Origin of the sequence: Aestuariibaculum sp. M13 (genome assembly GCF_024723255.1) — a bacterium.
GTDB classification, from domain to species: Bacteria; Bacteroidota; Bacteroidia; order Flavobacteriales; family Flavobacteriaceae; genus Aestuariibaculum; species Aestuariibaculum lutulentum.
On sequence record NZ_JANIAC010000002.1, the window covers coordinates 632,698 to 646,865 of the forward strand.

The 14,168-nt window shown below is 34.5% G+C and carries 14 protein-coding genes; 12 read left to right on the forward strand and 2 right to left on the reverse strand.

Annotated elements, in window-relative coordinates:
• Window positions 1-13: 13 nt before the first annotated feature.
• The 8 genes from NO995_RS09775 to NO995_RS09810 all read left to right on the forward strand — a co-directional run bounded on the left by NO995_RS09775 (window position 14) and on the right by NO995_RS09810 (window position 9,011).
• The gene (locus tag NO995_RS09775) at window positions 14-331 is read left to right on the forward strand and encodes a hypothetical protein (RefSeq protein ID WP_258227348.1); all 318 of its coding nucleotides are present in this window, start codon (window positions 14-16) and stop codon (window positions 329-331) included.
• 7 nt (window positions 332-338) lie between these two features.
• Window positions 339-1,253 carry a geranylgeranylglycerol-phosphate geranylgeranyltransferase gene (locus NO995_RS09780; RefSeq protein WP_258227349.1) on the forward strand — a complete coding sequence of 305 codons (915 nt, stop codon included), beginning with the start codon at window positions 339-341 and terminating at the stop codon, window positions 1,251-1,253.
• Window positions 1,253-1,846, forward strand: coding sequence for a Maf-like protein (locus tag NO995_RS09785; protein ID WP_258227350.1), 594 nt, complete (start codon window positions 1,253-1,255; stop codon window positions 1,844-1,846). The genes NO995_RS09780 and NO995_RS09785 overlap by 1 nt, the downstream gene beginning before the upstream one ends.
• Before the next feature lie 56 nt (window positions 1,847-1,902).
• Window positions 1,903-2,442: a mechanosensitive ion channel domain-containing protein gene (locus tag NO995_RS09790; protein WP_240574591.1), complete on the forward strand. Its 540-nt coding sequence runs from the start codon at window positions 1,903-1,905 to the stop codon at window positions 2,440-2,442.
• A gap of 20 nt (window positions 2,443-2,462) precedes the next feature.
• The gene (gene corA / locus NO995_RS09795; protein WP_240574592.1) at window positions 2,463-3,530 is read left to right on the forward strand and encodes a magnesium/cobalt transporter CorA; all 1,068 of its coding nucleotides are present in this window, start codon (window positions 2,463-2,465) and stop codon (window positions 3,528-3,530) included.
• Window positions 3,531-3,619: 89 nt separating this feature from the next.
• Complete coding sequence (locus tag NO995_RS09800) at window positions 3,620-6,145, forward strand: PIG-L family deacetylase (protein WP_258227351.1); 2,526 nt, start codon at window positions 3,620-3,622, stop codon at window positions 6,143-6,145.
• Between the two features lie 114 nt (window positions 6,146-6,259).
• A complete protein-coding gene (locus NO995_RS09805; RefSeq protein ID WP_258227352.1) occupies window positions 6,260-8,020 on the forward strand; it encodes a sodium:solute symporter in 1,761 nt (586 codons plus the stop codon).
• Window positions 8,021-8,024: 4 nt separating this feature from the next.
• Window positions 8,025-9,011, forward strand: coding sequence for a Gfo/Idh/MocA family protein (locus NO995_RS09810; protein ID WP_258227353.1), 987 nt, complete (start codon window positions 8,025-8,027; stop codon window positions 9,009-9,011).
• Window positions 9,012-9,066: 55 nt separating this feature from the next.
• On the opposite strand, the gene NO995_RS09815 is transcribed toward NO995_RS09810, so the two are convergent.
• Window positions 9,067-9,561 carry a hypothetical protein gene (locus tag NO995_RS09815; RefSeq protein ID WP_258227354.1) on the reverse strand — a complete coding sequence of 165 codons (495 nt, stop codon included), beginning with the start codon at window positions 9,559-9,561 and terminating at the stop codon, window positions 9,067-9,069.
• A 214-nt stretch (window positions 9,562-9,775) separates the two neighbouring features.
• Here NO995_RS09815 and NO995_RS09820 point away from each other — a divergent pair, with 214 nt between their 5' ends.
• Window positions 9,776-10,471, forward strand: coding sequence for a DsbA family protein (locus tag NO995_RS09820; RefSeq protein ID WP_258227355.1), 696 nt, complete (start codon window positions 9,776-9,778; stop codon window positions 10,469-10,471).
• A gap of 54 nt (window positions 10,472-10,525) precedes the next feature.
• On the opposite strand, the gene NO995_RS09825 is transcribed toward NO995_RS09820, so the two are convergent.
• Window positions 10,526-11,374, reverse strand: a complete 849-nt coding sequence (locus tag NO995_RS09825) for a DUF2911 domain-containing protein (RefSeq protein ID WP_258227356.1) — start codon at window positions 11,372-11,374, stop codon at window positions 10,526-10,528.
• Between the two features lie 177 nt (window positions 11,375-11,551).
• On the opposite strand from NO995_RS09825, the gene NO995_RS09830 reads away from it, so the two are divergent.
• From NO995_RS09830 to NO995_RS09840, 3 genes are read left to right on the forward strand one after another with little or no spacing between them, the layout of a single operon-like run.
• Window positions 11,552-12,208 carry a TetR family transcriptional regulator C-terminal domain-containing protein gene (locus NO995_RS09830; RefSeq protein WP_258227357.1) on the forward strand — a complete coding sequence of 219 codons (657 nt, stop codon included), beginning with the start codon at window positions 11,552-11,554 and terminating at the stop codon, window positions 12,206-12,208.
• Between the two features lie 9 nt (window positions 12,209-12,217).
• A complete protein-coding gene (locus tag NO995_RS09835) occupies window positions 12,218-13,531 on the forward strand; it encodes an AarF/ABC1/UbiB kinase family protein (protein ID WP_258227358.1) in 1,314 nt (437 codons plus the stop codon).
• Complete coding sequence (locus NO995_RS09840; protein WP_258227601.1) at window positions 13,528-14,157, forward strand: flavin reductase family protein; 630 nt, start codon at window positions 13,528-13,530, stop codon at window positions 14,155-14,157. Before NO995_RS09835 ends, NO995_RS09840 begins: the two co-directional genes overlap by 4 nt.
• Window positions 14,158-14,168 lie beyond the last annotated feature (11 nt).

The following is a 14,168-nucleotide window of genomic DNA, read 5'->3' on the forward strand; positions in this document are numbered from 1 at the left end:
AATAATTTAAGTTTTGAAAAGAATAAGCAGACGGATTGCCAATAATTTTGGTTACATAGGTTTTGGTAATAGCCAAAACGTATTTAATCAGAAATCGGCAATCCCGTTTTCTACGTTAAAAGATAAACTTCACAGCACATCACACGACCATCACCAACTTGATTTTCTACATCACAGTCTTACCAAAGCAGAAAAGGAAAACATAAAACAAAAAATCAGAAGAGAAAGTAAAGAACAAAATCAAAAAATCTTTACTGTTTTTATTGTGCTTTTTATAGGTGTGCTATACTTTATAAAGACACTTATAGATAGTTTAATGGCTAACATTTAATTTCCCCTTGAAGTTTTTAAACCTAATTCGCTGGAAAAACCTACTCATGATTGCCTTTGTGCAATTACTTATTAAATATGCACTTTTAGAACCATATGGTGCTTCAACAAGATTAGATAGTTTTGGAATTTTCATTCTAATAGTGGCAACTATTTGTATTGCAGCGGCAGGTAATATAATAAATGATATTTGTGACATTCATACAGATTTCATCAACAAACCTGATAAACTCATTGTAAGCAAAAGCATTTCTGAGCAGACCGCTTACAACTTATTCATTGCTTTCAATGTTATTGGAGTTGGATTGGGCTACTACATGTCATACAGTATAGGCAAAAGTGGTTTCTTTGCCATTTTCGTTGTTATCTCGGCGTTGCTTTATATTTATTCAACTTACCTGAAACAACTGTTTTTAATAGGTAATATTGTCGTTTCAATTTTGGTTGCTTGCAGTATTTTGATCGTTGGTCTGTTTGATATTCTGCCCGAAATAACAGAATTAAACAGGCAAACGCAATTGTTCTTTTTTAAAATTATTTTCAACTATGCCGTTTTTGCATTCAGCATAAATCTACTTCGTGAAATAGTAAAAGATTTAGAAGATATTGATGGAGATAAAAAAACGGGAATGCACACATTACCCATTGTTTTAGGAGAAAAATTAACCAAAAACATTTTGTTCACTTTAAGCCTTCTAACGGCCACAACTCTGTTTATTTATGTTTTCAATAGTTTATATAAAAACATCATAGTCAGCCTGTATTTTATCACGTTAATTATCGGTCCTGTAATTTTCACCTCCATTAAAATCTTTAGTGCAAAAGATAAAACCACTTATGGTCAAGTGAGTAACCTTTTTAAAATAATTATGCTTTTCGGAATGCTTTCACTACTTTTATACAAGTATATTTTACTTAAATAATGCTTAACGAAAAACTAAAAAATCACCATATTATATTAGCCTCAGGTTCACCAAGACGACAGGATTTTTTTAAAAATCTGGGCTTAGATTTTGAAATTAGATTAAAACCGGTAAAAGAAGACTATCCTTCTCGCCTTACCCATTTTGAAATCAGTAATTACCTGGCACAGTTAAAAGCGCTACCGTTTAAAAATGAATTAAAACCTAACGATATACTAATTACCAGCGACACCATAGTTTGGCATGACAACAAAGCTTTAGGGAAACCTGAAGATGAAAATGAAGCTTTTAGCATACTAAAATCGCTGAGTGATAAAACCCATCAGGTGATTACATCGGTTTGTTTTACAACTACAAGTTTTGAAAAAACCTTATACAGTATTACCGACGTCACTTTTAAGGCATTAACCGACGAAGAAATCTGGTATTATATCAACACCTGTAAGCCTTTTGACAAAGCTGGTGCTTATGGCATTCAGGAATGGATTGGTCAAATTGGCGTTACCGAAATTAAAGGCTCATACTTTAATGTTATGGGCTTACCAACACACTTAGTTTATAAGACATTAAACAGTATTGCCGAAACTTTTTAATCTTACTTTAATTCGATTAAAATTGAGGCTCATGTTTAATTTTAAAAATTAATATTATGGTTTTAGACATTTTACAAGACAACAAAAAAGAAATTATATTTTCTACTATTGTCCTCGTTATACTTCTTATTATCTATTACACTTTAAATTTTGCAGTGACTAAAATTGCAAAAAAAAGCGGTTTTAACGATGCTCGTATCCGACTGGTTCGGCGCTATATTCACGTTACCTTATTCTTTACCGGACTCATTACATTGGCTTATATTTTTGGCACAGATTTTAAAGATTTAGCCGTTATTTTTTCATCGGTTTTTGCTGTTATTGGTGTTGGTTTCGTTGCCGTTTGGTCTATTTTAAGCAACATCACTTCAGGAGTTATTATGTTTTTTAACTTTCCGCATAAAGTGGGCGATAAAATAAAAATTCACGACAGCGATTTTCCTATTGTTGGCATTATTGAAGATATTGCCGCTTTTCATCTTCATTTAAGATTAGATAATGGTGATTTGGTAACCTACCCTAATAACTTAATGTTACAAAGAGCAGTAACATTAATCAAAAAAGACGCTATTGAGGATGATGCCGATGCTGTTTAAATATTCTATATATTTATAACATGGCTAAGAAAAGAACAAAAAAACAAAACAAAAAATCGGGTCTTGCTCCTGGAAGTGTTATTTACACCGGAGATAAATCCGATAAAAATCTGTTTATTGAAGTCTTCGATTACAATAAAGAGCAGTGTATTGAAAAGGAATTACACAGCATTGAAGAAGCTTTCGATTTTAAACTTACCGACTGTGTTTCGTGGATTAACATTAACGGTTTAAACCATGTTGATTCAATTGAAAAGCTTGGAAACCACTTTAGCTTACATCCTTTAGTAATTGAGGATTTGGTAAGCATTTCTCAAAGGCCTAAAATTGATGAATATGAAGATTATTTATTTGTTGTCCTTAAAATGCTTCATCTTGATGCCGAAGAAAAACTAAATTACGAGCAGGTCAGTTTTATTTTGGGGCCTAATTATGTGTTATCATTTCAGGAATCTGAAGGCGATGTTTTTGGTTCGGTAAGAGAACGAATCCGCCAAGGTAAAGGCCGCGTAAGAACCATGCAATCAGACTATCTGCTTTATATTCTTATGGATGCTATTGTCGATGAATATTTTAGCGTTATTGAAACTTTAGGAGATAAAATTGAAGATTTAGAAGCCGATATTTTTGAAGGAACCATAGATGAATCTGCAACAAAAAACATTCAGGAGCTAAAGAAAGAAGTTCTTAAAGTTAGACGTTCCATTTTCCCTCTTCGTGAAGTAATTAATCGTATTGAAAAACATGAGAGTGACCTCATTCAACAACGAACAAAAACCTATTACCGAGATATTTACGATCACCTCATTCAAGTGACTGAAAATATAGATATTTACCGAGAAATGATCTGGAGTTTAATGGATATGTACATGACAACCATTAGCAACAAGATGAACGAAGTCATGAAAGTACTTACCATTATGGCTTCTATTTTTATTCCGTTAACCTTTATTGCCGGTATTTATGGTATGAATTTCGAGTACATCCCTGAACTGCATTATAAGTATTCTTACTTTATTTTGTGGGGGGTTATGATTGTCCTTTTTATAGCCATGCTTATTTATTTCAAACGTCGAAAATGGCTTTAAACCTTAGTATTTTAACGTTAAAGAAATTCTAAACCCTTCGATTACCGCTATTAACTTTGGTATATTTGGATTTAGCTAACAACTCAACTATGCGAAAACTTACCCTATTGTTCCTTATTTTTTTCCTAACCTTTTCGTTTACACAGGCGCAAAAACCGAAAACACCAGCTTCGTCAGAGATTTTTGAATCTATTCAAAAACTAAACTTTTTGGGTTCTGTTTTATATATTGCTGCGCACCCCGACGATGAGAATACAAGACTTATTTCATACATGTCTAATCATGTTAAAGCAAGAACTGCGTATTTATCGCTTACTCGAGGTGATGGCGGTCAAAACCTTATCGGACCAGAAATAAGAGAGCTTTTAGGCGTTATAAGAACCCAGGAATTATTAGCGGCTCGCCGTGTTGATGGTGGCGAACAACTTTTTACCAGAGCTAACGATTTCGGGTATTCAAAACACCCGGACGAGACTTTGGAAATCTGGGAAAAAGATGAAGTTTTAAGCGATGTAGTTCTCGCTATTCGAGAATTCCAGCCAGATATTATCATAAATAGATTCGACCATAGAACACCAGGAACCACACATGGGCACCATACCGGCTCTGCGATGTTAAGTTTTGAAGCTTTCGATTTAGCCAGCGATAAATCGGCCTTTTCTGAACAATTAGAAACTACCGAAACATGGCAGCCAAAACGCTTATTTTTTAACACTAACTCCTGGTTTTACCGTAGTCAGGAAGACTTCGATAAAGCCGATAAAAGCAACATGCTAAGCTTTGATATTGGGGTTTATTATCCGTTGAAAGGTTTATCAAATAACGAAATAGCATCTATTGCCAGCAGTCAGCACCTGTGTCAAGGCTTCGGAAGGCTTCATCAGCGCGGTTCTCAAAAGGAATATATTGAGTTTTTAAAAGGCAACCCTGTAACAGATAAATCGGATGTATTTTCTGGCATCGACACTTCGTGGAATCGAATTAAAGGAGGAAATGCCATTGGAGATATTTTGAATGCTATTGAGCAAAACTTCAATTTCAATAATCCATCCATCCATATTCCTGAGCTTTTAAAAGCCTATGAATTACTACAAAACATTCAAAATGAACATTGGAAAATTCAAAAAACAAAAGAATTAAAAGCCATTATTGAAATGTGTGCCGGGTTGTATTTGGAAGCGTCCGCTGAAGCGCCTTCAAGCACACCTAATACCTCTGTGAAAATAAATATTGAAGCCTTAAACCGAAGCAACCAAAATATTGTTTTAGAAAGCATCACCCAAACCGATGGTAAAATCTTAGACAAACATCTTGTTCTGGAAAATAACGATTCAGAAAAATTTGAAAGTACATTTCACATTTCTGAAAATTCCGACTATACGACTCCTTACTGGTTAGAAAAGAAAGGAACTTTAGGCATGTATACCGTTGAAAATAAAAACCTGATTGGAAAACCCGAAACACCAAGAAGTGCTGTTTTCAACTTTAATTTAAAAATAAATAATACACCTATCACAATTAGTAAACCTGTTGTTTATCGCTATTCCGAGCCCGACAAAGGCGAATTATATCGTCCGTTTGAAATCATCCCCGAAACATCAGCTAAAATCACAGAAAAGGTTATTATTTTCGATAACGGACATGAACATACTATTACACTTGTTGTAAAGGCAGGACACGATAATTTAAAAGGGGCGGCTGAAATTTGTCATCCAGAAAACTGGAAAGTCTACCCTGAAAAACAAGACGTAAACATTGCTAACAAAGGCGAAGAACAAATACTAACATTTACCATTATTCCACCTATAAATCAGGATGAAGGTTATATTAGTCCTATCATTCATATTGGTGATAAAACCTATACCAAAGAACTTATAGAAATCAATTACGAGCATATTCCTTATCAAACTGTATTGCTTCCGAGTGAAAGTAAAGTGGTTAGATTAGATATAAAAAAACATGGAGAAAACATCGCTTACATTGCCGGTGCAGGTGATGTGGTGCCGGAAAGCTTAGAACAAATAGGTTATCAAGTACGTGTTATAAACCCTGAAGATATTACCAGAGAAACTTTAAGCCGTTTTGATGCCGTTGTTGTGGGTATTAGAGCCTACAACACTATTGACAATCTTAAATTCAAACAACAAATTCTTTTCGACTTTGTAAAAGAAGGCGGAAATATGATTGTTCAATATAATACCAATCGCGGATTAAAAACCGACAATTTAGCTCCATATAGTTTATCCCTTTCGCGAGATCGAGTAACCGATGAGAATGCTGAAGTTAAAATTTTAGACCCGAAGCATCCGTTATTGAATTCACCTAACAAAATCACACAAAAAGATTTTGAAGGCTGGACTCAGGAACGAGGCTTATATTTTCCCAATAAATGGGATAAAGCTTTCACTCCTATTCTGTCAATGCACGACAAAGACGAATCGGATAAAGAAGGTAGTTTATTAGTGGCGCAATACGGAAAAGGCTACTATATTTATACAGGATTGAGCTTTTTCAGAGAATTTCCAGAAGGTGTTTCAGGGGCTTACCGCCTATTTGCCAATATGCTTTCTATTGGAAAAGATCATTTACAACCCAACCAAAAACTAAACGACTAATTATGGAAAACAATGACCAACCCAAGCCCAAATGGTTAAAATTATATTCTCTGGTATTAATCGCCAATGCCATTTATTTTTTCATATTCTATCTAATTACCAAGGCTTTTTAATATGCAGACATTAAACTGGATAGATTGGGTCGTTCTTTCTTTAACTCTTTTTGCAATAGTTGCTTACGGTACATGGCAAACCCGTGGCAGTAAAAATGTAAAAGATTACTTAAAGGGAGGCAGCGCTTCGCATTGGTGGACTATAGGTTTATCGGTTATGGCTACACAAGCCAGCGCAATAACCTTTCTATCAACCCCCGGACAAGCATTTAATGAAGGTATGGGCTTCGTGCAATTTTATTTTGGCTTACCTATTGCCATGATAGTTATTTGTATGGTGTTTATTCCTTTATATCACAGATTAAAAGTTTACACCGCCTACGAATTTCTTGAAAATCGCTTCGATCTCAAAACCAGAACACTTACTGCGATCTTATTCTTAATTCAACGGGGCTTGGCCGCTGGAATTACCATTTTTGCTCCGGCTATTGTCCTTTCGGTAGTCCTAGGGTGGGATTTACTAACACTTAACATCATTATTGGTGTCATCGTAATAATTTACACGGTTTCTGGAGGAACACGTGCAGTGAATGTAACACAAAAACACCAAATGGTTGTTATTTTTATAGGTATGCTAGTCGCTTTCTTTTTAATTGTTAGCGATCTTCCGGAAGATATTACGTTTAGAGAAGCTGTGGATATTGCTGGTGCCAGCGGGAAAATGGAAGCTTTAGATTTCTCTTTTAACCTTAACAACCGATATACGTTTTGGAGTGGTATTATAGGAGGCACCTTTTTAATGCTTTCCTATTTCGGGACAGACCAAAGCCAGGTACAGCGTTACCTTTCTGGAAAATCGGTTAAAGAAATGCAACTTGGTTTAATTTTTAACGGACTTTTGAAAGTACCCATGCAGTTCTTTATTTTGTTTATTGGTGTTATGGTATTTGTGTTTTATCAGTTCAATGAAGCACCAATTAATTTCAACCCAACCGCAACAGAACTAGTCTTAAATTCTGAATATTCCGAAGACTATCAAACCCTTCAAAACCAACAAAAACATATTTTTAAAGAAAAAAAAGAGCTCATTTATTCTTTTGTAAATCAAGACAATCAGCAAGCTAAAGAACAACTGATTGAGATTAACGAAAAATCAAATAAGCTAAAACAACAAGCAAAATACTTAATTGAGCAAGCTGGTGAAAAACAACAGATTAAAGTTGAGAGTAACGATGAAGATTATGTGTTTATTCATTTCATTTTAAACAATCTACCCAGAGGTTTAATAGGCTTACTCCTGGCAGTAATTTTAAGTGCAGCCATGTCAAGTACTGCCAGTGAATTAAATGCGTTGGGCTCGACTACTACTATTGATTTATACAAAAGGAATGTAGGAGAAAAAACCGAAGAACAAATGGTTTCTGCATCAAAATGGTTCACTTTACTTTGGGGTATTATCGCCATAGGCGTAGCCTGTGTTGGTGAACTTGCTGAAAATTTAATTCAGCTAGTAAACATTATTGGCTCCATTTTTTACGGTAATGTGCTTGGAATATTTTTAGTCGCTTTTTTCTTTAAAAGCGTTAAAGGAAACGCCGTTTTTATTAGCGGTATTATAACCCAGATAATCATTATCGGATTATACTTTTTAAACCTTTATGAATTTATAAACTTGCCGTTTCTTTGGTTAAATTTCGTAGGCTGTATGGTTGTTATCATTTTAAGCCTAATTATCGATTTCAACAAAACAACTCACATCGACAAAGGTATTTTAGTAGCCTTAATAGGCATACTATCTTACTTTGGCTCTCTAATTGTCTAAACTTATGAAAACGCCAATTGAAAAAAGAAAAATACGTTGGGGCATTATAGGCCTAGGAAAAATAGCAGATAAATTCGCCACCGATCTGGCTACCATTCCTGATGCTGAACTTTATGCTGTAGCTTCCAGAAATCAAGAAAAGGCCAACGAATTTTCTAAAAAGCATAACGCTTTAAAAGCCTACGATAGCTACGAAACTTTAGCGAACGACCCCAATGTTGATGCCGTATATATTGCGACACCGCATACTCTGCATAGAGAAAACACCATCATGTGTTTAGAAAAAGGCATTGCCGTATTGTGTGAAAAGCCTTTTGCTATGAATGCTGAAGAAGTAGAAGAAATGATTTCTGTAGCCAAGGCAAACAACACCTTGCTCATGGAAGCGCTTTGGACCTACTTTTTACCACATTACCAATATGTTTTGAAACTCATAAAAGATAAAACCTTTGGTGACGTACAATCATTATCAGCAGATTTCGGGTTTCAACGCCCTTACGACACGAGCACAAGACTATTTAATAAAGACTTAGGCGGCGGCAGCCTTTTAGATATTGGCATTTACCCTGTTTTTGCTTCCCTGTCAGCTTTAGGATTACCTGAAAACATTGAAGCAAATGCTACTTTTTTTGAAAATGGAGCAGACTCTACTTGTAGCATGACATTTAATTACCCCAATAATGTGAATGCCTATTTAAAAAGTTCACTCATTGAAGAACTTCCTACACAAGCCATTTTTGAATGCGAAAAGGCAACCATTAAAATAAACACACAGTTTCATGCACCAACAACCGTATCTATCATTAAAGATGGACAAGAAGAAATAAAAGATTTTAATTATAACACTATTGGGTACAATTTTGAAACCATTCACTTTAACAACTTACTTCGTGAAGGAAAAACTGAAAGCAGTATCATGACATTCGACTTTAGTCGCAATCTTATAAAAACACTGGATAAGCTTAGAAAACTTATAAACCTGGAATATTAATGAAAAAGCAAAATCCCATCGGAAAGGGATTTTGCTAAAACATAATAAAAATAAATTAATATTTCAATGAACCTTCAGAATCGAGCTTTAACTTTTTTGTCTTGTTTCCTTTTTTTACTGTCACTTTATAAGTCTTATCCGCAACGGACTTATCAATATCATAAAGAACAGAATAATTAACCTGGTCTATCGACCAATCAGGAAATTCCTCATAAACAGAATATCTGATATGCTCAGGAATCTCAATGTCGTTGTACTTTTCCGAAGTACTTAATATTTTACCTTCTTTATCATAATACGCATCTATAAATCCTTTAGTTCCGGTTAAACGTGCTCTAAACTCTTCATCTCTGCCATCATACAATGGAGAATCCAATACATTATGCCTAGAAGCGGCATATTCTAATTTTCTCACAATTTTAGCAACATCTCTATCTTGAACTATAGCTAAATAATCGCCATTAATATTGGTTACCACTATATCATCCAATATCACTCTATGAAACTCCCAACCTCTATCTTGAGAAAAACCAAGATTAGTAAACCACATAAACAAAAAAACAATTAATAAATTTTTCATGACAATAGATTTAAATTAAACAAATACTATTGCTATTATTTAGGGAGAAAAATTCAATGTCAAAATTAGGTTTTTAATTAAATCAGCCATGCTACTTAAGTAGCTACTTTTAATATTTTTGTTTTAAACATTCTGAAAGTTTCAATTAAAGAACACGTCTAATTGCAAATACAAAGAAAAAATTATGCATATAAAAATATGGTCCGATATACGTTGCCCCTTCTGTTATATCGGAAAAAGACATTTTGAATCTGCTTTAAACAGCTTCCCTGAAAAAGAAAAAATAACCGTAGAATGGAAAAGTTTTGAGCTTGATCCTAATTTACAAACAACAACTACAACAGATGCCTTAACGCATTTTGTAGAGAGCAAAGGCATTGATCCTGAACGCGCCAAACATATGTTTAATAATGTGACGGCAATGGCTGCTAGTGCAGGATTAGATTTTTATCTGGAACAATCTGTTCCTGCCAACTCCTTTAACGCGCATCGTCTTTTACATTATGCCAAAGAAGAAGGACTAGCTAACAAAACAAAAGAAGCACTTCTTAAGGCACATTTAACTGAAGGTGAAAATATTGATGATCATACGGTTTTATTAGATCTTGCAAAATCTGTAGGCTTAAATACTTTAAAAGTGAAACAAATGTTAGAATCTGATGATTTCGCCTACGACGTAAGACAAGACCAAATGGAAGCCAGAAATCTGGGGATTAACTCTGTGCCGTTTTTTGTTTTAGATAACAAATATGGAATTTCTGGGGCACAACCTGTTGAAGTATTCTCTAAAGCTCTTCAGGATGCCTGGTATAAACACCAAAATAATTTAACAATAGTTGCGGACGACAACTCCTGCGATATAAATGGAAACTGTTATTAAAATAAAAAAAGCGCCTTAAATAAGGCGCTTTTTTTATATCATATTGAAATACCATTACATAGCACCCCACTCTTTTAAAGAATCTTTGTTCATTTTTACATAATCAGCATTTCCGGCAGCTTCAGCGCCAGATAAAGATTTCTTAGCAGCAGCAATAGCACCTTTCTTATCACCGGCCTTTGCATAAATTAAAGACTGTTGTCTTAACTGCCAAAACGGTGCTTTATCGCCAGACATCTCTATCGATTTATCAATCCATTCCTTCGCTTGATTAATGTCTTTACCTTCTTGTAAATAATATACAGCCGCAGAATAATAATCACCTGCACCCGGCCCATTCATCGTTTTTTCAATAGAAGCTGAAACTATAGACTCGGTTGGCACATCAATTTTTACGCCTACATAAACATCTTCCCATAAAATACCTAATATTGCCGAATTGTTTGTTAAATCGTCAAAGGTCATGGTAAAAGTTTCAATCTTTACCGGCATTTTGTAAACTTCGGCTTTAGCCTTAGCAACTACTTTAGAATCATCCCATTTTTGAGGTGTTCCCCAGTTTGACGTATCACTGTAAAACACAACCTCCCACGAGTCCTTTCCTGGCGTTGCAAAAACAGCATATTCCCCTGCCTTAACTTTAGAATCGCCAATAGTTACATCGGTGTTAAAACTAATTTTGGTGTTGGCATTGGCCCCCAAACGCCATAACTTGTTATAAGGAACCAAATCTCCAAATATAACCCGCCCTCTCATGCTTGGGCGACTGTATTCTAAAGTCATATTAGTTAATCCAACCATTTGTTCAATTTTAGAAGTCGGACTAGGTTGCGGTGTTTTAATCTGTGAAAAGCCTGTGAATGACATGGCCACAAATAAAACAGAAGCGATAATTTTTTTCATTTTGATGTAGTTGTTTAGTTATTGAATCTTAAAATTAATAAAACTTCTTATACTCCACTAAAAATAATCAAATCTCACGAAACAAACTCGATTATTAAAATTAACAAAATATTTTGTTTAACTTTAACTTTAAAAAATTAAACATTTTGTATCTTTACAAATAAATAAGCTTCAGTTATGGCTAAAAAAAAATCTATCTCGAAAGAAGACTTTATGTCTTATTATATGAATTATGTTCTGGAACATAACGAACGCCCAAAGACTATATTTTCATTATGTAAAGTTATGGGAACGGAAGAACCGTTCTTCTACGAATTCTTCGGTTCTTTTGAAGGTTTAGAAAAAAACATTTTCAATCAGTTCTATATAAACACCAAAAATCTACTTGAAAAAGCCCCTGATTTCAGCGCTTTCGATTCCAGAGACAAGCTTTTGAGTTTTTACTATACATTTTTTGAAATACTGACTGCTAACAGAAGCTTTGTAGTTTTTATGTTAGATGGTTATAAAACAGATTTGAAACGTTTAAAAGTACTTTCTACACTAAGACAAAGTTTCATTGAATTTATTGAAGACTTAAACATTGAAACCATTGAAACGAAACAAAAAGACATTGATAAATTTCAGCAAAAAGCATTGACCGAATCTGCCTGGCTTCAACTAGTAGTTACAATAGAATTCTGGCTAAATGATACCTCTGCAAAATTTGAAAAAACAGATATCTTCATTGAAAAATCGGTTAATACCAGTTTCGACATTATCAATACAACACCAATAAAAAGCATAATCGACCTTGGAAAATTTCTGTTTAAAGAAAAAGTACAAATGTCTTAAACAACAGCCATGAAAACCATAGATCACATACCAACATCCAAAATTCAAAGGGCCACGAAACTCGTTTCTACTGGTGCTAAAGTTGGCGTGAATTATTTAAAATATTACGGTGATAAAATCACTAAATCTGAGGCCGAAGCCTTAGAAACGCTTAACAAAAATAACGCTGAAGATATTTACGACAGCCTAAAACAGCTTAAAGGCAGCGCTTTAAAAGTGGCACAAATGCTTAGCATGGAAAAGAATATTTTACCAACGGCCTACGTCGAAAAATTTTCTTTGTCGCAGTTTTCTGTTCCGCCGCTATCCGCGCCTTTGGTGCTAAAAACATTTAAAACAAATTTAGGGAAGTTACCAAGCCAGATTTACGACTCTTTTAACCTTAATTCTGTAAATGCTGCCAGTATTGGTCAGGTACATGAAGCCGAAAAGGATGGGAAAAAACTTGCTGTGAAAATTCAATATCCTGGAGTCGCTAACAGTATTGCCAGCGATTTGGCTTTGGTAAAACCTATTGCCATTAAAATGTTTAATATTAAAGGAAAGGATTCTGATAAGTATTTTAAAGAGGTAGAAAACAAACTTATTGAAGAAACCAATTATATTTTAGAAGTTGAACAAAGTAAATTTATTGCAGAAAGCTGTAAACATATCCCGAACTTAAAGTTCCCCAATTATTACGAGAACTTGTCATCGGAGCGCATTATTACTATGGATTGGATGGACGGTGAACACCTTTCGGAATTCAACGCCCACAATTCCGATGATAAAACAGCTCAAAAACTCGGTCAGGCACTTTGGGATTTTTATATGTACCAGATGCATGTTCTAAAAAAAGTCCATGCAGACCCGCATCCCGGAAATTTTCTGGTTTCCGAACATGGAGAACTCATTGTTCTCGATTTTGGTTGTATTAAGACTGTTCCCGATAGCTTTTACAAACCTTATTTTGAGTTAGCAAAAAAGGAAAACATCAATAATCCAGAAGTTTTTAAGGCCAAAATGTTTGAATTAGAAATATTACGAGAAGATGACAGTAAAAAAGAATTAGAGTTTTTCTCAGCTATGTTTTTCGATATGCTTAGCTTGTTTACGCAACCATTTCATGCCGAAACTTTCGACTTTTCAAACAAAGCATTTTTTAGAGCTATTTCCGAAATGGGACAACGTTACAGTAAAAGTACCGAACTTAAACAAATGAATGGCAATCGGGGTTCTAAACATTTTATTTACATCAACCGAACCTTTTTTGGCTTATACAATCTCATGTTCGATTTAAAAGCAAAAGGCATAAAAATCAACAATTTTAAAACGCTTCAATAATGTATTTCAGTAGGAACGATATTAATGACATGCATCATCTGTACCGCATCAATTTAATTAATAGTTGTTCGGGATTTAAAAGCGCCAATCTCATTGGCACCAAATCTAAGGATGGCATTGAAAATGTGGCTGTGTTTAGCTCGGTAACGCATTTAGGTAGTCATCCGCCACTTCTCGGTTTCGTCCTGCGACCAACTACCGTTCTAAGAAATACCTACGAAAACATCAAGGAAACCGGTGTTTACACCATTAATCACATACATAAATCCATTATTGAAGATGCGCATCATACGTCGGCAAAATACAGTAAAGACGTTTCTGAATTTGAAGTAACAAACTTAATATCAGAATATAAGACTGGCTGTTTTGCTCCATTTGTTCAAAATGCTCCGGTGCAGTTACAAATGAGATATGTTTCTGAATATTTTATTAAAGAAAACGATACCATTCTACTTATTGGAGAAGTTGAAGGCTTGTTTTTAAATGATGATTTACTCGAAGACGACGGATTTATAAATCTTTCAAAAGCTGAAATTGCTTCCATTAACGGACTAGACGCCTATACGATTCCGAAGTTTGAAAAACGTCTGGAATACCAGCGCCCAAAGCAATTATCAGAAAACTAATTTAAAAATAT